Genomic DNA, 24098 nt, shown 5'->3' with positions numbered 1-24098 from the left:
TTTACCCGCCCAAAGTCCCGAAAACAAGGGGGATCAACCACATTGCGACAATGGCGGCAGACATTTCACGCCGCTGTCACACTGCGGCCTCTCGCATCGTGAAGATCGAGGCAACCCTCGAACCAGTCCCGAACCGGATCGTTTTCAGAAAACAGATCCGCCCCGGTGGTGATCCTCGCCCATTGCAGCGCGCCGAAAACGATGTAGTCCGCAAATAGCGGCGATGTGCCGCCGATGAAGGGCTGGAAGCTCAGCATGCGGCGGATCGGCGCCAGCAGCGCCGGAAAGGCTGCAATTTCCGCCTCGCGGTTGGCCACCACATCCTCCAGCGGCCGGCCAAGCATCCTTGTCCTGCTGTCGCGGAAATAATGCCGATCCGGTTCGTCCAGCATGTTGTGGATATCGAGCACGGCGATACGGACAATGGCCGGATGAAGCACCGTCTGCGACCAGCTTTCGACGAAACGGGCCATCGCCTTGCCGCCCTCCCCGTTAAACAGCGACGGCCGCTCCGGGTAAGCCTCGTCGAGATAAAGCGCGATTTCGAAACTGTCGCTCACCAGCCGGTCGCCATCGCGAAGGACCGGCACGGTTTTCGAGAATCCGTTCTCGACCGTGGGAACCGCCGTGAAGGGCAAGGGACGCTCCTCGAAATCCAGCCCCTTATGCGCCAGCGAAAGCACGGTTTTCCAGCAATGGGGAGAAAACGGCCGGGAAATATCACTTCCGCACAGGGAATATAAGGTTCTGGAGGTCGTCATGGATGCACCTTCTTCTGCAGGATCGACTAAGCGATATAAAAACGGTCATCGTCTGAAATCAAATCATGAATTGTCATACTATCGATCAAAAAAGCTTCGGACGCACAGACCTCCCCGACAAGGGAAATTTACGCCTTATGCTGACGAAAATTTCCGCAGATTCAGTCTATTTTAAACCGTTGCTTGTAAGAATAACAACATTCAACAACCGGTTATTGCCGGTGCATCAGAGCAATCTATCGGTATTGGGGCTGTAAGTGACGACATCAGCGGGCGATAAGAAGCGCGAATATGCAAGAAACGGTCTCGTCTTTACCAAAATCGCGCAGTTCATCGACAAGATGAATATTGCGCCTCTGCCGCGCAACTACGAACTGATCTATGAAGTATTGTCGGGACATAACCCGGCCATGGGACGTGATATTCTCGCTCTCGGCAACGCGCCGCAACAGCACGAAATCGATCTTGTCGGCCAGCGACACAATCTGCCCGGTTTCTCCCGAATCGAGGCGGAACAGATGGCGAGCGAGGCCTTCGAAACGCTCAAGCAGATTTCCGCGCGGCTGGAAGCCGGTCTTGAGCGCACCGAAACATTCGTCACCAGCCTTTCCGAGGAAGATCACCGTGAGCAGCAGGCCCCGGAACGGCTTGCGCAATTGATGGGCGACATTCACGAGGAACAGACCAGCCTCAGGCATTTCATCTCCATGGGACTGATGAAAATCCGCGAGGTTGAGAAACGCCGGGCCGAACTTCAGGCAAGCTCCCTGCGTGATGCCCTGACGACGCTTCCCAACAGGGCAGCTTTCCTCGAGAAACTCGGCGACCTCTTTTCAGGAGATCAGGCGGCGTCCGCCACGTCTCTCGTATTGCTCAATATCGACCATTTTCGCGAGATCAACGGCAAATACGGCCCCGCCGCCGGCAACAAAGCGCTGCGGCGGCTGGCAGCACTCTTCCGCAAGACGATCAAGAAGGACGATTTCCTTGCCCGCATCGGTGGCAATGAATTCGCCTTTCTGTTTGCCGGCGTGCCGCAAAACACCGCAGAAGCGATTGCCGAACGGTTGCGGCAAAACGTGGAGGCGCTGCGCTTCGTCACCAGTGAAGGCGATGGCGAGCATCTGACGGTTTCAATCGGCGTCGCGGCGGTGGACGGCACCGCCACATCCGCAGAATTTTTCGGCCATGCCGAACTCGCTTTGCTATCGGCCCGCTGCGGCACGCGCAATTGCGTCATCGGCTACTCCCGAGACCTCGCGCAGCATAACCGCAGCAGCTATCTGGCGCAGCTCGGCTGTTGAAGCTGCATATCTGTTGCGGTGTGGCGCGGGCGCTCTTGCCTTGGCCACGCAGTTCGGCCAAAACGGCGCCATGATTACGATTACCGATCTTTCCGCCCGCATCGCCGGGCGCCTGCTTCTCGACCATGCCAGCGTAACGCTTCCGGCTGGCGTGAAGGTGGGCCTCGTCGGCCGCAACGGCGCCGGCAAATCCACCCTGTTCCGGGTCATCACCGGCGATTTTTCGGCGGAAAGCGGTTCGGTAACGATCCCGAAACTGGCGCGCATCGGCCAGGTGGCGCAGGAAGCGCCGGGAACGGAAGAATCGCTGATTTCCATCGTGCTTTCCGCCGACAAGGAACGCAGCGCGCTTCTCTCCGAGGCGGAAACCGCAACCGATCCTCACCGGATCGCCGAAATCCAGGTGCGGCTCGTCGATATCGACGCGCATTCGGCGGAAGCCCGCGCCTCGAGCATTCTTGCCGGTCTCGGCTTCGATCACGAGGCGCAGCTTCGCCCCGCCTCCTCCTTCTCCGGCGGCTGGCGCATGCGCGTGGCGCTTGCCTCCGTGCTGTTTGCCGAACCCGATCTCCTGCTGCTCGACGAGCCGACCAACTATCTCGACCTCGAAGGCACGCTCTGGCTGGAAGATTACATCCGCCGTTATCCGCATACCGTGATCATCATCAGCCACGACCGCGATCTCCTGAACAATGCCGTCAATTCCATCGTGCATCTCGACCAGAAGAAGCTGACCTTCTATCGCGGCGGTTACGACCAGTTCGAGCGGCAGAAGGCCGAGGCCGACGAATTGCAGATGAAGGCGAAGGTCAAGAACGACGCCGCGCGCAAGCACCTGCAAAGCTTCATCGACCGTTTTCGCGCCAAGGCCACCAAGGCCCGCCAGGCCCAAAGCCGTATCAAGGCGCTGGAGCGCATGGGCACCGTTGCCGCCGTGATCGAGGATCACGTCCAGCCGATCACATTCCCCGAGCCGGAAAAGCAGCCCGCCTCGCCCATCGTCGCCATCAATGGTGGTGCCGTGGGTTACGAGCCGGGCAAATCCATCCTGAAGCAGCTCAATCTCAGGATCGACAATGACGACCGCATCGCTCTGCTCGGTTCCAACGGCAACGGCAAATCGACCTTCGCGAAATTCATCTCCGGCCGGCTTGCCCCGCAGGCGGGCGACCTTCGCATCGCTCCCGGACTGAAGATCGGCTTCTTCGCGCAGCACCAACTCGAAGATCTCGTGCCGGACCAAACGCCGGTCGAACATGTGCGCAAGCTGATGCCGCTGGCGTCGGAAGCACAGGTGCGGGCGCGGGTGGCGCAGATGGGCCTTGCGACGGAAAAGATGGCGACGGCGGCGAAGGATCTCTCCGGCGGCGAAAAGGCCCGGCTGCTGATGGGGCTTGCGGCCTTTCACGCGCCCAACCTGCTCATCCTCGACGAACCGACGAACCATCTCGACATCGACAGCCGCCGGGCGCTGATCGAGGCGTTGAACGACTATGACGGCGCCGTCATCCTCATCAGCCACGACCGACACCTCATCGAGGCGACCGTGGACCGCCTGTGGCTGGTGGCCGACGGCACGGTGAAGACCTTCGAAGGCGACATGGAGGAATATCGCGACCTCGTCGTTTCTTCCGGCAAAAAGAAGGAAGAAAAGACGGAGGCCGCCGCCGACCAGACGTCGAAAGCCGACCAGCGCAAGGCCAATGCCGAAAAGCGCGCCCAGCTTGCCCCGTTGAAGAAAAAGATCAATGAAATCGAATCCCTGACGGCGAAGCTTGAGAAAATGATTCAGGCGCTCGACACCGAACTGGCGGACCCTGCCTTGTACGAAAAAGCACCCGCCAAGGCCGCGCTGAAAGTGAAAGAGCGCGGCGAGGCCGCCAGCAAACTTTCGGACGCGGAAGAGCAGTGGCTGCTGCTTTCAAGCGAATATGAGGATGCGATGGCGCAGTGATGCGTGGCAATGGTGGCGCGGAAACCGGAACGATAGTCGGACGAACCTGAGTTTCCCCGTCGCTGTGCTAGGCGCGCTCCCTGCGAGGCTGCAACCGCTCCAGCGGTACGGCGGGCGAATAAAGATATCCCTGGCCGAAGCGGATGCCCATCTGCATGAGGAGCCTGCTCTGCTCCTCCGTTTCTATGCCCTCGGTCACGAGCTTCGCGCCATAACGCTCGGCACTTTCGAAGGCGAGCGCGATGGCGTCCCTGAACCGTGATTGTCCAAGCCGGGACGTCATCCAGTGATCGATCTTGACCTCCTCGAAGGGGAACCGCGCAAGCAGGGTAAGCGCCGCATAACCGGTGCCGAAATCGTCCAGCGCCAGCCGCACGCCCGCTTCGCTCAGCCTATCGAAATTGTGCTGCACGATGTCGGTCGCCGGTATCCTGCTCATCTCCGTCACCTCGATCGACAGGCGATGCGCAGGAACCGCCATCTCGTTCAAGAAAGACACGACCCGGTCTCCGAAATGTGCGGTCGCAAGAGACGAGGCGGAAACATTCACCGCCAGATGAAAGTCCGGATCGAGACCCCGCAGACCGCTGAGGTCGCGGACCACGGCTTCGATCGTCGACCACTCGAACTCCACCAGCAGACGGTGCCGCTCGGCGATCTCCAGCACATAATAGGGCGATAGCGGCTGTCCGCGCGCATCGACCGCCCGCAAAAGAGCTTCCGCGCCGATCATGCGGCGATTGTGCATTTCGAATTTCGGCTGATAATATATTGGCGGGGTGCCGCATTTGATCCAGTTGACCAGCATCTGCCGCACACCCTCGTCCCGTGTCGCTTTCTCGGCGAAGGAAAAAGGGAAAATCTGCACCGGATTTTCGCTTCCTTTCAGCGCCAGGCTAAGGTGCCTGAGGAAAGAGGCCACGTTCTGCCGGGAGAGCATATCCAGATTAGCCGCACCGATTTTCAGATGCGGCGCCGGACCCGCTTCCGTGGACCGGCAAAACGCGCTTAACCCGTCGTGGAGACGCATCATGAGCCTTGTGCTCTCAGACCTCTCCAGCGCAACCCCCTCGATGACGACCGCAAGCGTCGTGTCGCCGAACATGAAGCTGCGTGGCATATTGGCCTTTGACAGCAGGCCGTTATCCTCGTCGCAGACCTCCTGCGCCAGCCTCGGCCAGAAGAGATCGCCCCAGTCTTCGCCCTCGCAGGCGGCGACATCGGCAATATTGACGATTTCGATGAGAACCAGAGCATGCGGAACAGCGGACTCCCGCCGCGTTGCCATCTCGATATGATCCTTGAGGGCGCGCCTGTTGGGCAGGCCTGTCAGCGAATCCGTCAGCGCCGCAGCTTCGCGTTTCCTGACCTCTTCACGCGCCCGCGCCTCGCCGCGCAGTAAAAGAAACAGGCAGACGATCATCGGCAGGCCGACGACCGCGCCGACAGTGCGGCGGCCGATGCCGCTTAAAAACAGCGTTTGGTCCACCATGCCCAAGCCGAACAACAAACAAATGGCAAGCAACGCTGCAAAAATCCTGACGGCGAAAACTCCGAAAATATCCCGAATTCCGAGTTGGGTGAGACTGCGCCTGCGCATCCAGCCATACATGACAATCCCGAAAACCGAGATGACGCTCATATCCAGAAAGGCGGCCCAAAACAGGGTGACGCCACCGAAGAGAAGGCGACCGGCGGAGATGAGCGCCAGGCTGATCAACCCGCCCTGCCAGGACCCCAATACGCCGGCCAGAAACAGCAGGTCCGAACGGATATAGGGTTTGGAAGGGAGTTTGATGAATTCGGAAACCAGCAGCGTCAAGAGAAAGCCGGTCGCTCCAAAGACGATGCCGTAATAGATTTTATAACGCGGATCATCGAGCGCTATGTTTCGCCGCAGAAGGATCAGCACGGATACCATGCCGACGACGGCGGCTGCCTGGAGCAACAGAAATGGAAGCTCGGCGGCCGACGCGGCCGCTTGGGCGGCGATCAATTCCATCATCTGCAGAACCCCCGGTCATTATTTTTCAGGCACCGGAGTTCCGGTGCCTGGTCTTTACAAATCCTGCTTTGACGCAGGACACATCGCCAACCGTTCCGGCCGACCTATATTGCAGACGCGGCTTCGACGCCGGCGATATCCGTTGGAGCAGCGAGCGCTCCCGGATGTCCGGAGGCAAGCACCAGCCGGTCGCGCCCCTGCCGCTTCGCTTCGTAAAGCGCCACGTCGGCCTGGTTCAACATCTCGTATATTATTTCCCTGCCGTCGGTGGAAACCGCCACGCCCAGACTGACTGTGGCAATCGTCCGTCCGTCAGGGCGGTTCGGGTGGGCTATGGCCTCCTCGGACACAGCCAGTCTCAGCCTCTCACCAACGGCAAGCGCTGCGGACACGCCGCAATTGTCGAGCAAAACCACGAATTCCTCGCCGCCGTAGCGCGCGACAAAACTCCTGTCGTCATCCTTGCGTAACGCGCCGCGCAGTTTGCCGGCGATCATGCGCAGGCAATCGTCGCCAGCCACATGCCCTTCTGAATCATTGTAATTCTTGAAATAGTCGACATCGACAAGGATAAGCGCCCGCGGTCTGCCATTGCCGCCGGAAGCCTCGCGTGCCGCCTCGTCAAAGCTGCGGCGGTTGCGAATCCCGGTCAGCTGGTCGGTGTTCGAAAGCTGCTGAAGTTCCTGATTGGCGTTTTGAATCCGTTGCAGCAACATCTTCTCGCGCAGCGACGCCAGATAGTCCCGCCGTTCGACCTGCTCGATGCGATAGGCCGCAAACAGCGAAACGATGCTGACACCGACCGAGCACATGATCGCCGGCAGCTTGGCCACCTCGCTCGTAACCGTCACATATTGCATGCCGACGATGAAAACACCCAGGCAACCGACCGTTCCCACGACCGAGAGCAGAAACGATTTGCGATGCACCGTGTTCATATAAAGAATGACGGTGACGATGCCCATGTAATATTCGCTCGCCATCGAGGTCTGCGCTTTGGCATAAACGAACATCAGCGACGCAACGACAAGCATGCAACCGAACGCGTGAACAACCTCATGCACGATCGCATCCGGACGCGCCTTCACCGCATAATAGCGCGCGGGAAAATAAAGAAACAAAAGCGGCGTGACGACGAACAACCGGACGACCACATCCAGCCAGAGTATCTCCGGCACCAGTTTCGTATCGACGAACAGATATAGATTGTAGACGGCGACGCCGAAAATCAAACCGTATGTATTGAATTGATGATTGCTTTCGTTGATTTTCCGAACGAAGCCAGACGAACGATCATCCTTAAGTAAAACTACCATGCACTTGCTCTTCAAAATCGAAATCAAGCAAAACCTAAAGTTACATCCAATATTCCTCCATAATAACTTAAAATTCCGCCATTAAAACCACTGATTTACGAAAAACAATGCTTTTAATTTCAGAAAATATTCGTAAAATTCAAACGTTACACAATTCTGGAACAGGCGCACCACGTTCTATCAGGATGTAGCGCACCACGAAAAAAGAACGGGGCGGCAAGGACGATCGCCTTGCTCCTTCGAGCGATTCTGCTAAAAACTTGTAAAATCACACTTTATCCCACGCATCACTTAAACGGGTTCCACTCCATGTCAGCCACCAAGCTTGCCATCGTCGGCGTCGGCAAAATCGTTCGCGACCAGCACCTTCCCGCCATCGCAGGCAATCCGGATTTCGAATTGATCTGCACGGCCAGCCGCCACGGCACCGTGGATGGCGTCGCTTCTTACAGCACCATCGAGGCCATGCTGGAGGCGGTAGAGGATATCGACGCCGTGTCGCTTTGCATGCCGCCACAATACCGTTACGAGGCTGCTTACGCGGCGCTGAATGCCGGCAAGCATGTCTTCCTTGAAAAGCCGCCGGGCGCGACGCTTTCGGAAGTTCAGGATCTCGTTCGCCTCGCGGATTCGAAGGGTCTTTCGCTGTTTGCAAGCTGGCACTCGCGTTATGCACCTGGCGTGGAAGCTGCAAAGGCGTTTCTCGCCTCGACAAAAATCGACAGCGTGCATGTCATCTGGAAAGAGGATGTGCGCCACTGGCACCCCAACCAGGCATGGATCTGGCAGGCGGGCGGTCTCGGTGTATTCGATCCGGGCATCAACGCGCTGTCCATCATCACCCATATCCTGCCCCGCGCGCTGTTCCTGACCAAGGCGACGCTCGAGTTTCCGGAAAACCGCGACGCCCCGATCGCCGCCGAGCTGCATTTTTCCGACGTGACGAAAATGCCCGTGCACGCCGAGTTCGACTGGCGCCAGACCGGCAAGCAGAGCTGGGATATCGTTGCCGAAACGGCGGCCGGACAGATGGTGCTTTCGGAGGGCGGCGCGAAGCTGTCGATCAACGGCGAGCAGGCATTGTCGGAGCCGGAGCGGGAATATCCGGCGCTTTACGAGCGTTTCGCGGAAATCATCAAGGCCGGCCGCTCGGATGTCGATCTTGCGCCGCTGACCCATGTGGCCGACGCCTTCCTGCTCGGCCGCCACAAATTCGTGGATTCCTTCTACGACTGAGACACCGAAACGCTTTGCGGCGAAATTACATCAAAAAGGGCGCGGCTGACGAAACAGCCGCGCCCTTATTTGTTTGGGCCTTTGCCCACAGGCAATATCTGCTGGCTGGCCGCGATCAGGCCTTCTTCTGCCAGCGGCCTTCCGGCGATTGCTGCCAATAGGTCAGAGCATGACCTTCGGTCTTCAGCCTTTTCCAGTGATTTCGCGCCATTTCGAGCTGGTAGGCGTCATATCCGTCGAACATGAATACGATGCGCTCATAGCCTTCCACCGCCGGTGGTTCGGCGCCATCGACCAGAAAGCGGACATTGGCCTCGTTGCCGTTCGCATCCGACGCGGTCAAAAGAATCGGTTGGCTCTGCGGCGCAGAGGAGGTGTCCGTAGCGTGCGGCAGAAAACTGTCGTCACGAAAGGTCCACAGATGCGCATCGAGAAAATCGCGCCGCTCCTCGTCCACCGTCTGGATCGCGACCTTCCAGCCGCGTTCCAGCGATTTTTCGAGCAAAGGCGGCAGCGCATCCTCCAGCTTCGATTCCGTCAGATGGTAGAACAGAATTTCAGTCATCCGCAGACTTTTAAGCTCCGGTCGCGTCAATCTTCGTAATGGGCGCGAACGAGTTCGTTCAGCAACCGCACACCGTAGCCCGATCCCCAGGACTGGTTGATCTCGGTCAGCGGCGATCCCATGGCAGTGCCGGCGATATCGAGATGCGCCCACGGTGTCTCGCCCACGAAACGCTTGAGGAACTGCGCGGCGGTGACGGAGCCCGCCAGACGGCCGGAGCTGTTCTTCATGTCGGCAAACTTGGAATCGATGATCTTGTCGTAATCCTTGCCGAGCGGCATGCGCCACAGCTTTTCGGCCGTCACGTCACCCGCCTGCGAAAGACGCGCGGCCAGCTCGTCGTCATTGGAGAAAAGACCGGCCTGAAGATTGCCGAGCGCAACCGTGATCGCTCCCGTCAAGGTGGCGAGGTTGATCATGAATTTCGGGCTGAAGCGTTCCTTGGTGTACCAGAGCGCATCAGCCAGAACCAGCCGGCCTTCGGCGTCGGTATTGATGATCTCGATGGTCTGACCGGACATGGAGGTGACGATGTCGCCCGGACGCTGGGCATTGCCATCAGGCATGTTCTCCACCAGACCGATGACGCCGATGACGTTGGCTTTCGCCTTGCGGGCGGCAAGCGTATGCATGAGGCCGGTCACGGCCGCAGCCCCGCCCATATCGCCCTTCATGTCCTCCATGCTGAGGCCCGGCTTCAGCGAAATGCCGCCGGTATCGAACACGACGCCCTTGCCGACAAAGGCGATCGGCTCATCCTTCTTGGAGCCGCCATTCCACTGCATCACCGCAAGCCGGGGCGGACGTGCAGAACCCTGCGCCACGCCGAGAAGCGCATTCATGCCGAGCTTCTTCAACTCCTTCTCACCGAGAATTTCGACCTCGACACCGAGCTTCTTCAGCTCATCGGCCTTTCCGGCAAATTCAACGGGGCCGAGAACGTTCGGCGGCAGGTTGACGAGGTCGCGCGCCAGAATAACGCCGCCCGCCACAGCCTCGGAGACGGCAAAGGCTTTCTCCGCTTCCTGATGGGCTGCCGTGACGATAACGACCTCGACTTTCTTCGGCGACTTTTCGTCGTCGGATTTCTTCTTGGTCTTGTAGGTATCGAAGCTGTAGGCGCGCAGCAGAAGGCCAAGCGCAAAATCCGCAGCGGCCTGCGCGCCGACATCGACGCCCGGAGCATCGAGGTAGACGGCGACCTTGTCCGCCTTCCTGAAATTGGCGGCGGCGGTGCCGCCGGCGCGCAGCCAGTCATGAGCGTTGAGTTTCGCCGGCTTGCCGAGACCGATGACGAGCAGCCTGTCGGCGCTGGAACCCTGCGGCGCGATCACGTCGAGCGTTGCCATCGACTTTGCGGAAAAGCCCGAAATCTTTGCCGCCCTGGCAATCACGCCGTCCGGATCGGCCTCCGATTGACCGGCTGCGGCCTGCGCCTCACCCGAGGCTTGCAGCACAACGGCAAGGGCATTTTCAAGCGAGGCGGAATTGGCGAAAGAAATATCGAATTTGGCGGACATGTTTTCCTGCTCTTCGTGGACGACTTGCATGATGCGCACGATCATGGCCTTTTCGGCCCCCGGCGCAACCCTACATTTTTTAAAGTCTGCATTCTTTAAAGGGCCATATTCTTTAAAGGAAAGGTATTTTTGCGGAATGCTCAGCTGCGTCATGAAACCGACAGCTTGTTCCACAAAAAGACACAGGCAGTGGAAAAATCGTCGCGCAAAACATATTTGTGAGCGAGCCGGAATAGCCAATTGCAAACGATGCGATTAGATAGGCTGAAATCCGGCGGGCTACCACGCGGAAAAACAATGTCGACAAGGGCAGTATGAAGCTTCTCGAGAACTATATCCTGCGGCGGACAACGCAGATGTTTCTGGTCGCGCTGCTGCCGGTGCTGGCCATCATCTGGACCATCCAGGTTCTCCAGAGAATCAATCTCGTCACCGATACCGGCCAGTCGATGGGCTCCTTCATGGCGCTCGCCACGATGATCCTGCCGACGCTGATCCCTGTCGTCCTGCCTTTCGCCCTCGTCATCGGCATCACCCAGACATTCACGGCGATGAACAACGATTCGGAACTCGCCATCATCGACGCGGCCGGATCGCCCCGTTCGATCATGTTTCGCCCGGTTCTCATTCTGGCCGCGGTTCTGAGCGCGTTTTCCTTCACCATCACCAACTTCATCGAGCCGCCTGCCCGCAACTCGGCCCGACAGATGGTGGCGGCGGCCTATGCCGACCTCCTGTCCTCGGTGATCGAGGAAAAGACCTTCCGCGCCGTTCAGGACGGCCTTTACGTGCAGATCGCCCAGCGGCAGGGCCGTATCCTCAAGGGCCTGTTCGTCGCCGACCGCCGCGATCCGAATTTCGATCTCATCTATTACGCCAAGGAAGGCATGATCGATGAAAGCGGCACGTCGCTGACCATGCGCGACGGCGAGGTGCAGCAGAAGACGCCCGATGGCAAGGTATCGGTGGTCAAGTTCCTGTCCTACGCTTTCGACCTTTCGACCATGTCGGAAAAGCAGGATTCCGAACCGTCGCTTTCTCCGGGCGATGCCAGCCTCGGTTTCCTTCTCTCGCCCGATGAGAACAATGCGAGCTACAAGCGGTCTCCGGAGAGCTTCCGCAGCGAGTTGCACAAGCGCCTCTCGGACTGGATGTTCGCCTTCTCCTTTGCGCTGATCTCGCTGGTCATCGCCGCCGACGCGCGCTCGCATCGCGAAGCGCGCATGCATCCGATGGTCGCAGCACTTGTGACGGCGTTCATGCTGCGCTGGCTCGGTTTTTACGTCACCAATCAGGTCAAGCAGAGCGCTGCATTCATTCCGCTGGTCTATGCCGTGCCGGGTCTCAGCGGCGGCGCTGCCGCCCTCTTTCTGCTCACCGGCCGCAAGCCGAGAATGCCGAATGCCATCGCGGATGCGGCAGGCCGGATACGCCGTGTTTTCTCCAGCCGGCTGGCGCGCAGCACCGGGAGCGGCAACACATGATTTTCAACACCCTCGCCCGGTATTTCCTCAAACGATACCTGATCACGGCCATCTGGTTCCTGCTCGGCGTGTCGTCGATCATCTATCTCGCCGATTTCAGCGAGACGGCGCGGCGCATGTCCGGCGTGCCGGGCTATTCGGTGCCGGGCGCGCTCGGCCTGACCGCGCTTCGCCTGCCGCTGATCCTGCAGCAGACCGTTCCCTTCATTGCCCTCTTCGTCGGCATGACGACGCTCATATCGCTCAACCGGCGTTACGAGCTGGTTGTCACGCGCGCAGCGGGCGTCTCCGCCTGGCAATTCATCCTTCCCTTCGTCTTCGGAGCGGTCATTCTCGGCATCCTGTCCGTCGTCATCCTCAACCCTATCGCGGCATGGGGCCAGAACCGGTCGCTGTCGATGGAGGCCGGCTGGCGCAACGAAGGCAGCGGCGGCCGTCAGCAGGACATCATTCCGTGGATGCGCCAATCAAGCGGCGGCCAGGATACGATCATCGGCGCCAAGAGCTTCGAGGACAATGGCAGGCTGCTTCTCGACGTGGTTCTGATCCACCTCGACAAGGACGGAAACATCGTCTCGCGGCAGGACGCGAAGTCGGCAAAGTTGGAAGATGGTTACTGGCTTCTTAACGGGGTTACGGAAACCCGCGCCGGACATGTGCCAGTTCGGCAAGAGAGCACGCGGATCAGTACCAATCTGAGACGAGAATTCGTCCAGGAACGTATGACGCAGACGGAAACCGTTGCTTTCTTTGATCTTTCCCACAAGATCGAAGTTGCAAAGTCTTTTGGACTGTCTTCAAAAGCGCTTGAGACGCAGTATCATTTCCTGCTATCGACGCCCCTGCTTCTGGTTGCGATGACCTTGATCGCCGCGACCGTTTCATTAAAGTTCAGCCGCTTCGCCCAATCACGCTCCGTGATTCTGGGTGGAATCGTTTCCGGCTTCGTGCTTTATGTAGTAACCGTGCTCGTAAGGGCATTCGGGAGTGGTGGTGTTGTCCCTCCCACCGTCGCGGTCTGGGTTCCAGTCGTCGTGGCGTTGGCTTTGGGGGCAACCATTCTGCTTCATCAGGAGGACGGCTAGTGGCGGTATATGACCGCGGGAATATCAGGCGGCTTTGGACGGCCCTTCTGACAGGTGCCGCTGTGTGCGCATATTTGGCATCCAGCCCGGTCGCTTTCGGCCAGGATGGCTTGCTTGCGCCCGGAAGCCAAGACGATTCGAAACTCCTGCTTACGGCAAATGAACTGACCTATAATCGCGACGCCCAGCGCGTCATCGCGAAGGGCGTGGTTCGCATGCATTATTCGGGCTACCGCATGGTGGCCCAGCAAGTGGAATATAATCAGCAGACCGGCCGCGTGATCGCCCATGGCAATATCGAACTGATAGAGCCAGGCGGCAACAAGATTTATGCCGACGAGATGGATGTCACCGACGATTTCGGTCAGGGCTTCGTCAATGCGCTGCGCGTCGAGACCCCGGACAATACCCGCATTGCGGGCGAGAGCGCCGAACGGCTCGAAGGCGACCGGATGGTCCTCAACAACGGCGTCTATACCGCCTGTTTGCCCTGCGCCGAGCGCCCCGAAAAGGCGCCGCTGTGGCAGGTGAAGGCGGAGCGCGTCATTCAGGACGGAAAGACCCATACGATCCGGCTCGAAAAAGCGCGTCTGCAGCTTTTCGGCCATTCGATCGCTTATGTGCCGTTCCTGACGGTTCCTGATAATACGGTAAAGCGGAAGTCGGGTTTCCTGTTCCCGCAGATGAGCATTACCAGCAATCTCGGTTTCGGCATCGGCGTACCCTATTTCCAGGTTCTTTCCGACACGTCGGATGTAACAGTCACGCCGACCTATTACACGACGCAGGGTCTGCTTCTGCAGGCGGAATTGCGTCAGCGCTTCGAGACCGGCATGCATACGCTGACGATTGCCGGCATCAGCCAGCAATCCTCCGATACGTTTACCGCTGGCACCAGCGACGCGCTGAACGACGAGCGCGGCATGATCGCGAGCAAGGGCAACTTCAGCATCAATCCGCGTTGGGCGTTCGGCTGGGACGCTATGGTGCAGACGGACAACAACTTTTCGCGCACCTATAATCTGAAGGGCTATAAAAACGACGTCCAGACCAACCAGATCTATCTGAGCGGCATGGGCGAGCGAAACAGCTTCGATGCCCGCGGTTATTATTTCAACGTTCAGGATACGGACAATTCCGAACTCAAGGAACGCAAGCAGGCGATCGTCCATCCGGTGATGGATTACCGCTACTTCGTGCCGGATCCGATTTATGGCGGCGAACTTTCGCTGACGACCAACTTCACCAGCATCACCCGCGTGACGCAGGATTCCTATGCGATGGGCGGCTATCCCCGCTTCAACGGACTTGAAGGCGACTATACGCGTCTTTCCACCGAAGCCGAGTGGAAGCGCACCTTCACGATGGACAGCGGCCTGCAGATCACACCGATCCTTGCGGCGCGCGGCGACGCGCTCTGGACGGACATGTCTCCGGCAAGCTTCACCTCGGGTGGCACTTCCTATGCCTATGACGGCATGATGCGTGACGATGCGACGTTGCGCGGCATGGTGACAGGCGGGATCGAAGTGCGTTACCCTTGGCTCTTCACGGCGCTGAACAGCAGCCATGTGATCGAGCCGATCGCGCAGATATTCGTGCGTCCGAACGAGCAATATGCCGGTCGTTTCCCCAACGAGGATGCGCAGGCTTTCGTGTTCGATGCGACCAATCTGTTCGAGCGCGACAAGTTCTCCGGTTTCGACCGGATCGAGGGCGGCACACGCGCGAATATCGGCTTCCGCTATAACGGCACGTTCGACAATGGCTACGGCATTCGCGCCGTTGCCGGCCAGTCGTTCCATCTGGCGGGCGACAACTCTTTCGCCTCCTACGATCTCGTCAATGCCGGCGCCGATTCCGGCCTCGAATCCGACCGTTCGGATTACGTCGCCATGGCTGCTTTCGATGCACCGATCGGCCTGTCGCTTTCGTCCAGCATCCGTCTCGACAAGGACGATTTCGACATCAACCGGTCGGAAACGGGCATCAGCTATTCGGATCGCCGCATCACGGGCAAGCTCAGCTATACGCAGGTCAAGGAACAGCCGAAATACGGCTATAACGAAGACCGCGATATCGTTCAGGCCTCCGGTTCGCTGCGCATGGACGACAACTGGTCGCTGTTCGGCTCGATCAACTACGATCTGAACGGAAAATTTGCCGCCGAGCGCCGTATTGGCATCGCCTATCAGGATGAATGCACGATCTTGACGGTCAGCTATTCCGACGAGGGCAATATCAATTCCAGCCGCCAGGCCGCCAATGACTGGTCGGTCAATGCCCGACTGGCGTTCCGTACGCTCGGCGATGTCAGCGTCGGTTCTGCAAACGAGGACTGGGCCGACATGGATATCGGCTGGAAGCCAAACAATTACTGAGTTTAAAGGCAGGCCCACAGCATCACGGCCTGCCTTTTTGCTATTCGAACAGTAAAAGTCACGGTTTTGCCGCAACATCGCGCCAGTGTCCTGCCGGTGTAAAACCGTATCGGGTTTTCTTTCAACAGACCGACATTGCCGTTTTGCAGATCGCGATGATATATACGTGGCAAATTCGCGGTGCGGATGGACAAATGTGGGTCTGAAAGACCAAGGGTGCGGAATTACTCCCCATCGCCAGACAGAACAGATTGCCGGGACGGGGAACAGGACCCTGCCCGACGAAAGGGAGAAGGATATGATGAATTTCGGAAAGACGGCTTTGCGTGGCGCTGCGTTCGCCTTTGCGATATTCGCCGTTCCCATGGCCGTTCTGCCCTATACCGGCCAGGCCCTCGCCGACAGCACGGTCAAGATCGTCGTCAACAAGACCCCCATCACCAATGACGATATTGCAAAGCGTGTCGCCTTTCTGAAGTTGCAGCGCCAGTCGGGCAATCTCAACGAAAAGGCGCGTGAGCAGCTGGTCGACGAGGCGCTGAAACGCGAGGAAATCGGCCGGGTGAAAATGTCTGTCAGCACCGAAGAGGTCGATGCGGCTTTCGCGCGCTTTGCCGGCAACAACAAGATGAAACCGGAGCAGCTGTCGCAGGTCCTTTCCAAGGCCGGTGTCGGTGCGGACCATTTCAAATCCTTCATCGCCGTGCAGATGAGCTGGCCGCGTCTCGTGAACGCCCGTTACGGCGCGCGCGGCAAAATGTCGACGCAGGATCTCGTCACCCGCCTGAAAGAGCGCGGCGACAAGCCGGTCGTGACGGAATATTTCCTGCAGCAGGTGATCTTCGTCATCCCCGAATCGAAGCGCAACGCCATTACCGGCAAGCGCAAGGCCGAGGCTGAAGCCTCGCGCAAGCGTTATCCCGGCTGCGAGCAGGCCATGACCTTCGCCGCGACCATGCGCGACGTGGCGATCAAGGATCTTGGACGGATGCTCGCGCCTGAGCTGCCGGATGACTGGAAGGCGCTGGTGGAAAAGACCAAGGAAGGCGGCACCACCGGCACGCGCGTGACCGAGAAGGGCGTCGAATATCTGGCGATCTGCAAGCAGCGTCAGGTTTCGGACGACTATGCGGCGGAAATGGTGTTCAAGTCCGAAGACCTGATGAAGGCCAAGGACGGCGAGAACCCCAACGAAAAGAAATATATGGATGAACTGCGCAAGAAGGCGCAGATCGTCAACACCTGATACGAGAGCCCGGCCTTTCCGTGACACATGCATCCCTGCCGCTTGCCCTGACACAGGGAGACCCAGCCGGTATCGGCCCCGATATCGCCATCGCCGCCTGGGCCAAGCGCCGGGAGAACGGCGTAGCGCCCTTCATCTTCATCGGCGATCCCGATGTGGTGGCGAGCCGTGCGGCGCTGATCGGTATCCCGGTCAATATCGAGACCTGCAATCCGGCGGATGCCGTCGGCCTGTTCGACCGTGCTTTTCCCGTCCTTCCCCTTCCCGTTGGGTTTGAGGTTCAGGCGGGCCAGCCACATGTCGGAGCCGCCCATGCGACGATCAAGGCGATCGAAACCGCCGTTGCCTTGACTGTCGAGGGCAAGGCCTCCGCCGTCGTCACCAATCCGATTGCGAAATCCGTGCTTTACGAAGCGGGCTTCGGTTTCCCCGGCCACACGGAATTTCTCGCCGATCTGGCCTTGCGCCTGACCGGCAAGCAGATAACGCCGGTGATGATGATTGCCGGGCCCAGGGTCCGTGTCGTGCCGGTGACGATCCATATTCCCCTGAAAGACGTGCCGGCGGCACTGACGGAAGAGCTGATCGTTGCGACCTGCCGCATCATCGATGCGGATCTCCGGCAGAAATTCGGCATTGAGGCGCCGCGTCTGGCTGTTGCCGGGCTTAATCCGCATGCGGGTGAAGACGGCGCGCTCGGGATCGAGGACCGCGACGTGGTTCACCCGGCAACCATGCGGTTGCGGAAAGACGGGATCGACGCCTTCGGTCCCCTGCCCGCCGATACGATGTTCCACGATGCCGCCCGCAGGCGCTATGATGTCGCCGTCTGCATGTATCACGATCAGGCGCTGATCCCGGCCAAGGCGCTCGGCTTCGATGATTCCGTCAATGTCACGCTCGGCCTGCCTTTCATCCGCACCTCGCCCGACCACGGCACCGCTTTCGGCATTGCCGGCCAGGGCATCGCCAGCGAGACGAGCCTTGTCGCGGCGCTGAAGATGGCGGCGGAGATTTCCCTCCGCAGCAAGGTCAGCGCATAATGGCCGCTATAGACGGACTGCCGCCGCTGCGCGATGTCATCCAGCGCCACGGGCTCGATGCGAAGAAGTCGCTCGGGCAGAATTTCCTGTTCGATCTCAACCTCACCCAGAAGATCGCCAGAACAGCCGGGCCGCTCGAAGGCGTCACGGTGATCGAGGTCGGCCCCGGTCCCGGTGGCCTTACCCGCGCCATTCTTTCGCTCGGCGCCAAGAAGGTCATAGCCATTGAGCGCGACAACCGCTGCCTGCCGGCGCTGGCGGAAATCGAAGCGCATTATCCCGGACGTCTCGAAGTCATCGAGGGCGATGCGTTGAAGACCGATTTCGAGGCTCTGGTTCCGGCCGGCGAGCCTGTGCGGATCATCGCCAACCTGCCCTACAATGTCGGCACGCAATTGCTGGTCAACTGGCTGCTGCCGAAAGAATGGCCGCCTTTCTGGCTCTCGATGACGCTGATGTTCCAGAAGGAAGTCGGCCAGCGCATCGTGGCGGAAGAAGGCGACAACCATTACGGTCGCCTCGGCGTTCTCACCGGCTGGCGCACGGTCGCGGAAATGGCCTTCGACGTTCCGCCGCAGGCCTTCAGCCCGCCACCGAAAGTGACCTCGACCGTCGTGCACCTGCTGCCGAGGGAAAAGCCGTTGCCCTGCGATGCCTCCAGGCTCGAAAAGGTAACGGAAGCCGCCTTCGGCCAGCGCCGCAAGATGCTGCGCCAGAGCGTGAAGAGCCTCGGCGGCGAAGCTTTGCTGGAAAAGGCGGGCATCGACGCGACGCGACGGGCGGAAACGCTCTCGGTCGAGGAATTCGTGACGCTGGCCAATTGCCTGTAAATCGCTGGACCTGAAGACTTCCGTTGATTGTTACGAAAACGCTCCCTAGCATATTCATATCGACCCGCGGATAGAGGCTGGCTATGGATATCGATGAAGCACGGGCAGCATTATCGACACTTGTGAAAAAAGCGGCGAATAGGCTTCGCCCCAATCCGCCTGACTATTTGTTGACGTTCCCCGGCGGTTTCGATGAGAGGTCCCGAACGGGTGACTAAGATATCGGCGCATGCGGGATTTCATTTCAGGGTAGACTTGTCCTCGCCGACCGTCACGAAATCCGTTGTCTTATTACATGGTTCGGGCCGAGCGGAAGATGATCTCATTCCATTCGGATTGTCCGTCTTTGCAGATGCCGTTTTATTTTCACCCAGAGGATGCCTCCCTTGGGAAGACGGGTTCGCCTTTTTCAGACGGACTCCCGATCGTCAAATTGATATGGACGATCTCGCAAAGCGGGCAGAACGCTTATGCAATTTTCTCGATTTCGTAGCCAATGAAACGGGCCACACGCCTCTGCTTGCCGGATACTCGAATGGCGCGATCGTCGCGGCGGAGACGATTCGGCAAAACAGGGAATTGTCCCAAGGGGCGATACTGCTTCGCCCTCTTTCCCCATGTCCAGACCGCAATTTTCCACCATTGGCTGGATATCCAGCGCTTCTGATTGCTGCGGAGAACGACCAGCGCCGCGAGCCCTCGGACGCTCCATATTTGGCCGGGCAGTTGGAAAAAGCCGGCGCAGACATTGTTTTAAGAGTAGTCGCTGGTGATCACGGCTGGGCTGACGATGGAGCCGACATCCGTATTTGCAAACACTGGCTTCACGACCATTACAAAGGCTGACTTGTATCGATTGAGACGCCAGCCCTTATTATTTGCCCGATTACTTAAAGCTGCGGCTCTTCCGCGAGCAACGCGCGCACGAAATCGAACATGCCGTGGCGGCGGTCGCGACGGACGCGTTCCGCTTTGACGATCGCCTCGACGGCTTCGAAGGCCGCCTGCAGGTCGTCATTGAGGATGACGTAGTCATAGTCGCGCCAATGCTCGATCTCGGCGCGGGAATTGACGAGCCGGGTCTGGATAACGGCTTCGGTGTCTTCGGCGCGGCGGTGCAGGCGCGATTGCAGTTCGGTCATGGTCGGCGGCAGGATGAAGATCGAAACGACATCCGCCTTCATCTTGTCCTGAAGCTGCTCGGCGCCCTGCCAGTCGATGTCGAACAGCATGTCGCGTCCGGCCGCCATCGCCACTTCCACCGGCTCGCGCGGCGTGCCGTAAAAATTGCCGTGAACCTCGGCCCACTCCAGAAGCTCGTCACTGTCACGCAGACGCTCGAAGTCGCGTTTGGAAATGAAGTGATAGTGGATGCCTTCGATCTCGCTCTGGCGACGTGGGCGCGTCGTCACGCTGACGGACAGGCTGATGTTCTTGTCCTTGTCGAGCAGGTTGCGCGCGATCGTGGATTTGCCCGCGCCCGATGGCGACGAAATCACCAGCATCAGCCCTCTACGGGCAATCGTAACAGGGGAATTGTTCACCGGGGCCATGGGTCTACTCCAGATTTTGGACCTGCTCGCGGAACTGGTCGATAACCACTTTCAGCTCTATGCCTGCTGCGGTTACCGCACTGGCGTTCGATTTGGAACAGATTGTATTCGACTCGCGGTTAAATTCCTGTGCAAGAAAATCGAGCTTGCGCCCGACCGGCCCGCCATCGGCCAAAAGCTCACGCGACGCCTCGACATGGGCGCGCAACCGGTCGACCTCTTCGCGCAGATCCGCCTTGGTGGCGATCAGCGCCGCCTCGGCGTGAAGACGGTCGCGATCGAGCCCGTGCATGCCCTCGCCGATGAGGGCGATCTGCTGGGCAAGCCTTGCGGCAATCTGTTCCGGCTGGCGGGAGGGATCGCTCTCGATAAGGCCAGCAAGTTGCTCGATCCTGTCGATCTGGCCGGACAGGATTGCAAACAGCGAAGCCCCTTCCCGCTCGCGCATGTCCTTCAGCTTCTCGACGGCGACGGCAAAGCCGGCAAGCACATCGGCGTTGCGCGCGGCCTGCGCCTGCGCATCATCTTCCGCCTCGCGAAAATCGACTAGCCCACGCAGCGACAGCAGCGTATCGAAGCTCAGCGGCTTGTCGTCTACGATGCCGACAAGCTCTTGCTTGAGAGCCAGAACAGCGGCGAGAGCATCGCGGTTGATCACCGCCTCCAACCGGTTTTCCGCAATCGCCAGCGTCAAGCCCGCCTGAACATTGCCGCGGGAAAAATGCCCGCCCGCAATTTCCCGCAGGCCCGCCTCCAGCGCTTCCAGACCGGTGGGCAGACGCAGGCGCACATCGAGTCCCTTGCCGTTCACCGAGCGCAATTCCCACGCCCAGCGGTAACGGCCGGACGTTCCTTCGCTGCGCGCGAACCCGGTCATCGATTGCAATGTCATATTTAAAATGCCCCCATCATGCCGTCAAAAAACGGGCCTTGTGATGACAAGGCCCGGTCAGGATTATCAGTTATTGGCCGGTTTTTCCGCTTCCGCGCCGCCGGGTTGACCATCCACGACGACATCGGGATTGGCGCCTGAAGCCGCCTTTTCCGCCTCGATCTTGCGCCAGCGGCGCACATTGGCGTTGTGCTCGTCCAGCGTCTTTGCAAATACGTGGCCGCCGGTACCGTCGGCGACGAAATATATGTCGTCGGTGCGCCACGGATTGGCGACTGCCTCGAGTGCGGCCCGGCCCGGATTGGCAATGGGAGACGGCGGCAGGCCCTTGATGACATAGGTGTTGAACGGCGTCTGCTTTTGCAGGTCCGACTGATAGATCGGCCTGTCGGAAGGCTTGCCGTCGCCGCCGAACAGACCGTAGATGATCGTTGGATCGGATTGCAGGCGCATGCCCTTCTTCAGGCGATTGTAGAAGACCGAGGCGACATGGGCGCGTTCGTCGTCCTTGCCGGTTTCCTTTTCGACGATCGAGGCGAGCGTCACGAATTCCTCGACCGTCTTGATCGGCAGGTCGGGGTCGCGTCGTTCCCAGATCATGTCGATGAGCTTGTCCTGCGCCGCACTCATCTGGTTGATGATTTCCTCGCGCTTCGTACCACGGGTAAAGCGGTAGGTATCGGGACGAAGGCTGCCTTCCGGCGGCAGGGCCGAGGGCAGTTCGCCATCCAGTATCTCGTCTGCGCCAAGGCGCGCGAACATCTGCTTGACGGTCAGACCTTCGGGCAGCGACACGGAATAAAGGATCGACTTGCCGGATTCCAGCAGCATCATGATGTCCTTCATCGATGCGCCAGCCTTGATCTCGTATTCACCCGCCTTCAGCGTCTGGTCTTTTTGCAGGTAGCTGCCCGTCATCAGACGGAAGACACGGGCATTGGAGACGACGTCGTTGCGCTCGAGATTATTGGCGATCTCAATGAGGCCTGCGCCATTGCGCACCGTGAAATGCGTGTTCGTCGGAAGCGGACCCGGCTCCTGGAACGCGTTGATCATGTAATAGAAAGCCGCGACCGCAAGCACGCAGACGGCAACCGCAAGCGTCATCAGAAAATTCAGGAAGATCACCAGCTGGCCATGGGCCTTGCGGGAGCGCTTGGGCGGAGCCGGCACTTTTTCCGGGCGCAGCGCCTCGGTCGGAGATTTCGGGATGATCGGGCCGCGATTGCCCTCGCCCGCACCGTCCCGTCCGTATGATCCCTGGCTGTTCTGGTTCGTGTCGCTCACCGTCGGTCCTTTTCAGTTCGGCGTTGTCAGCGCTTTTTGCGCAGGTAATGCGGCAAAAACAGGTTCGGAATATCTTCCTGCACCACATAGAGACATCGTGAAGGCCTCATTGCCTTCCTTCACGAATCGTCGTTTCCGGCAAAGCCGGTCGGGGAAGCCGTCTGCCGCGGGAAATCCGCCCGCAGCAGGAAACCATTCCGAAACCGGCAAACCGTCTCCCGTAAACGACTACAATATCGGCGCGAAAATCAAAATGGCTTTCGCAAGCCGCAATACGTTCTTCAAAAGAAGAGCGTGCCTTCAGCACCCGGCAGGAGGGAGCCGCATCGCCTCAGGCAGTTTGCGGCGCCGGGTAGTCTTTGCGATTTAAGCTTCGTAACGACGCAGCACGAGGGAGGCGTTGGTGCCGCCGAAACCGAAGGAGTTCGACAGGGCGACGTCGACCTGCCTCTTGCGCGCCTTGTGCGGCACCAGATCGATCTTCGTCTCCACGTCGGGATTGTCGAGGTTCAGCGTCGGCGGAACGATGTTGTCGCGGATCGCAAGTGCTGCGAAAATCGCCTCGATCGCACCGGCTGCACCGAGAAGGTGGCCAGTGGCCGATTTGGTCGAGGACATCGAGATTTTCGAAGCCGAATCACCGACAAGCCGCTCGACCGCGCCAAGCTCGATCGTGTCGGCCATAGTGGAGGTGCCGTGGGCGTTGATGTAGTCGATATCAGCAGGCGTCAGGCCGGCGCGCTTCAGCGCCATCACCATGCAGCGATATGCGCCATCGCCATCCTCGGACGGAGCCGTGATGTGGTAGGCATCGCCGGAAAGGCCGTAACCGACGACTTCGGCATAGATCTTCGCGCCGCGCGCCTTGGCATGTTCCAGTTCTTCCAGAACGACGATGCCTGCGCCTTCGCCCATGACGAAACCGTCACGGTCACGGTCATAGGGGCGGGACGCCTTTTGCGGATCGTCATTATGCTGGGTGGAAAGCGCCTTGCAGGCGGCAAAGCCGGCAAGCGCAATGCGGCAGACCGGCGATTCGGCACCGCCCGCAACCATGACGTCGGCGTCACCGAACGAGATCATCCGGGCGGCATCGCCAATGGCATGCGCACCGGTCGAGCAGGCCGTCACCACGGCATGGTTCGGCCCGCGCAGCTTGTGGCGGATGGAAACATGGCCGGAAACAAGGTTGATCAGACGGCCGGGAATGAAAAATGGAGAAATGCGGCGCGGGCCCTTGTCGCGCAGCGTATAACCCGCCTCGACAATACCTTCCAGACCGCCGATGCCGGAGCCGATCAGAACGCCGGTGGCGATCTGGTCCTCGTCCGTTTCGGGGTGCCAGCCGGCGTCGGCAAGCGCCATGTCGGCAGCGGCCACACCATAAAGGATGAACGGATCGATCTTGCGCTGCTCTTTGACTTCCATCCAGTCATCGGCATTGAAGGTGCCGTTGGAGCCATCGCCGACGGGAATGCGGCAAGCGATCTTTGCGGGCAAGTCTTCGACTTCGAACTCGGTCACGAGACGGGCGCCGTTCTGGCCGGCCAACAGCCGCTCCCAGGTCACTTCCGTTCCGCATCCAAGAGGAGATACCATGCCGGTACCGGTGATAACGACACGCCTCATCGTCAAC

20 protein-coding genes are annotated in these 24098 nt (G+C 59.4%); 11 read left to right on the top strand and 9 right to left on the bottom strand.

The window, feature by feature from the left end:
* Nucleotides 1-65: 65 nt before the first annotated feature.
* Nucleotides 66-761 carry a glutathione S-transferase family protein gene (locus QSK43_RS10100; protein WP_045016863.1) on the bottom strand — a complete coding sequence of 232 codons (696 nt, stop codon included), beginning with the start codon at nt 759-761 and terminating at the stop codon, nt 66-68.
* A 257-nt stretch (nt 762-1018) separates the two neighbouring features.
* On the opposite strand from QSK43_RS10100, the gene QSK43_RS10095 reads away from it, so the two are divergent.
* Nucleotides 1019-2065, top strand: coding sequence for a GGDEF domain-containing protein (locus tag QSK43_RS10095; RefSeq protein ID WP_332303375.1), 1047 nt, complete (start codon nt 1019-1021; stop codon nt 2063-2065).
* A 70-nt stretch (nt 2066-2135) separates the two neighbouring features.
* Nucleotides 2136-4019 carry an ABC-F family ATP-binding cassette domain-containing protein gene (locus QSK43_RS10090; RefSeq protein ID WP_332303564.1) on the top strand — a complete coding sequence of 628 codons (1884 nt, stop codon included), beginning with the start codon at nt 2136-2138 and terminating at the stop codon, nt 4017-4019.
* Between the two features lie 67 nt (nt 4020-4086).
* On the opposite strand, the gene QSK43_RS10085 is transcribed toward QSK43_RS10090, so the two are convergent.
* Together QSK43_RS10085 and QSK43_RS10080 are read right to left on the bottom strand one after the other, a co-directional pair.
* Entirely contained in the window at nt 4087-6024 is a 1938-nt protein-coding gene (locus QSK43_RS10085; protein WP_332303374.1) for an EAL domain-containing protein, read from the bottom strand.
* 104 nt (nt 6025-6128) lie between these two features.
* The gene (locus tag QSK43_RS10080) at nt 6129-7340 is read right to left on the bottom strand and encodes a GGDEF domain-containing protein (protein WP_332303373.1); all 1212 of its coding nucleotides are present in this window, start codon (nt 7338-7340) and stop codon (nt 6129-6131) included.
* A gap of 309 nt (nt 7341-7649) precedes the next feature.
* On the opposite strand from QSK43_RS10080, the gene QSK43_RS10075 reads away from it, so the two are divergent.
* The gene (locus QSK43_RS10075; protein ID WP_332303372.1) at nt 7650-8576 is read left to right on the top strand and encodes a Gfo/Idh/MocA family protein; all 927 of its coding nucleotides are present in this window, start codon (nt 7650-7652) and stop codon (nt 8574-8576) included.
* A 115-nt stretch (nt 8577-8691) separates the two neighbouring features.
* On the opposite strand, the gene QSK43_RS10070 is transcribed toward QSK43_RS10075, so the two are convergent.
* Together QSK43_RS10070 and QSK43_RS10065 are read right to left on the bottom strand one after the other, a co-directional pair.
* A complete protein-coding gene (locus tag QSK43_RS10070; RefSeq protein WP_045016875.1) occupies nt 8692-9141 on the bottom strand; it encodes a DNA polymerase III subunit chi in 450 nt (149 codons plus the stop codon).
* A gap of 26 nt (nt 9142-9167) precedes the next feature.
* The gene (locus QSK43_RS10065; RefSeq protein WP_332303563.1) at nt 9168-10661 is read right to left on the bottom strand and encodes a leucyl aminopeptidase; all 1494 of its coding nucleotides are present in this window, start codon (nt 10659-10661) and stop codon (nt 9168-9170) included.
* 314 nt (nt 10662-10975) lie between these two features.
* Between QSK43_RS10065 and QSK43_RS10060 the strand changes: the two genes are divergently transcribed.
* The 7 genes from QSK43_RS10060 to QSK43_RS10030 all read left to right on the top strand — a co-directional run bounded on the left by QSK43_RS10060 (nt 10976) and on the right by QSK43_RS10030 (nt 19576).
* The gene (locus QSK43_RS10060) at nt 10976-12145 is read left to right on the top strand and encodes an LptF/LptG family permease (protein ID WP_332303371.1); all 1170 of its coding nucleotides are present in this window, start codon (nt 10976-10978) and stop codon (nt 12143-12145) included.
* Nucleotides 12142-13230 (top strand): LPS export ABC transporter permease LptG, encoded by a 1089-nt coding sequence (gene lptG, locus QSK43_RS10055; protein ID WP_332303370.1) that lies wholly within the window; start codon nt 12142-12144, stop codon nt 13228-13230. Before QSK43_RS10060 ends, lptG begins: the two co-directional genes overlap by 4 nt.
* Nucleotides 13230-15611 (top strand): LPS-assembly protein LptD, encoded by a 2382-nt coding sequence (locus QSK43_RS10050; RefSeq protein ID WP_332303369.1) that lies wholly within the window; start codon nt 13230-13232, stop codon nt 15609-15611. The genes lptG and QSK43_RS10050 overlap by 1 nt, the downstream gene beginning before the upstream one ends.
* 298 nt (nt 15612-15909) lie before the next feature.
* Nucleotides 15910-16857 (top strand): SurA N-terminal domain-containing protein, encoded by a 948-nt coding sequence (locus QSK43_RS10045; protein ID WP_045016881.1) that lies wholly within the window; start codon nt 15910-15912, stop codon nt 16855-16857.
* 20 nt (nt 16858-16877) lie between these two features.
* Nucleotides 16878-17900 carry a 4-hydroxythreonine-4-phosphate dehydrogenase PdxA gene (gene pdxA, locus QSK43_RS10040; RefSeq protein ID WP_332303368.1) on the top strand — a complete coding sequence of 341 codons (1023 nt, stop codon included), beginning with the start codon at nt 16878-16880 and terminating at the stop codon, nt 17898-17900.
* Complete coding sequence (rsmA, locus tag QSK43_RS10035; protein WP_332303367.1) at nt 17900-18730, top strand: 16S rRNA (adenine(1518)-N(6)/adenine(1519)-N(6))-dimethyltransferase RsmA; 831 nt, start codon at nt 17900-17902, stop codon at nt 18728-18730. Before pdxA ends, rsmA begins: the two co-directional genes overlap by 1 nt.
* A 192-nt stretch (nt 18731-18922) precedes the next feature.
* Nucleotides 18923-19576: an alpha/beta hydrolase gene (locus QSK43_RS10030; protein WP_332303366.1), complete on the top strand. Its 654-nt coding sequence runs from the start codon at nt 18923-18925 to the stop codon at nt 19574-19576.
* A 44-nt stretch (nt 19577-19620) separates the two neighbouring features.
* Here the strand turns inward: QSK43_RS10030 and gmk are convergent, their stop codons facing one another.
* The 3 genes from gmk to mltG form a co-directional block, all read right to left on the bottom strand.
* Nucleotides 19621-20283, bottom strand: a complete 663-nt coding sequence (gmk, locus tag QSK43_RS10025; protein WP_332303365.1) for a guanylate kinase — start codon at nt 20281-20283, stop codon at nt 19621-19623.
* A 4-nt stretch (nt 20284-20287) separates the two neighbouring features.
* On the bottom strand, nt 20288-21175 hold the full coding sequence (locus QSK43_RS10020; RefSeq protein WP_332303364.1) for a YicC/YloC family endoribonuclease: 888 nt from the start codon (nt 21173-21175) through the stop codon (nt 20288-20290).
* Between the two features lie 66 nt (nt 21176-21241).
* Entirely contained in the window at nt 21242-22462 is a 1221-nt protein-coding gene (mltG, locus tag QSK43_RS10015) for an endolytic transglycosylase MltG (RefSeq protein WP_332303363.1), read from the bottom strand.
* Here mltG and QSK43_RS10010 point away from each other — a divergent pair.
* On the top strand, nt 22452-22832 hold the full coding sequence (locus QSK43_RS10010) for a hypothetical protein (RefSeq protein WP_332303362.1): 381 nt from the start codon (nt 22452-22454) through the stop codon (nt 22830-22832). The genes mltG and QSK43_RS10010 overlap by 11 nt on opposite strands.
* Here the strand turns inward: QSK43_RS10010 and fabF are convergent.
* Nucleotides 22829-24091: a beta-ketoacyl-ACP synthase II gene (fabF, locus tag QSK43_RS10005; RefSeq protein ID WP_045017301.1), complete on the bottom strand. Its 1263-nt coding sequence runs from the start codon at nt 24089-24091 to the stop codon at nt 22829-22831. The genes QSK43_RS10010 and fabF overlap by 4 nt on opposite strands.
* Nucleotides 24092-24098 lie beyond the last annotated feature (7 nt).

The sequence above is a fragment of the Rhizobium sp. GR12 genome (genome assembly GCF_036596185.1).
Lineage (GTDB): Bacteria > Pseudomonadota > Alphaproteobacteria > Rhizobiales > Rhizobiaceae > Agrobacterium > Agrobacterium nepotum.
This window is presented reverse-complemented; position numbering and strand designations above follow the sequence as displayed.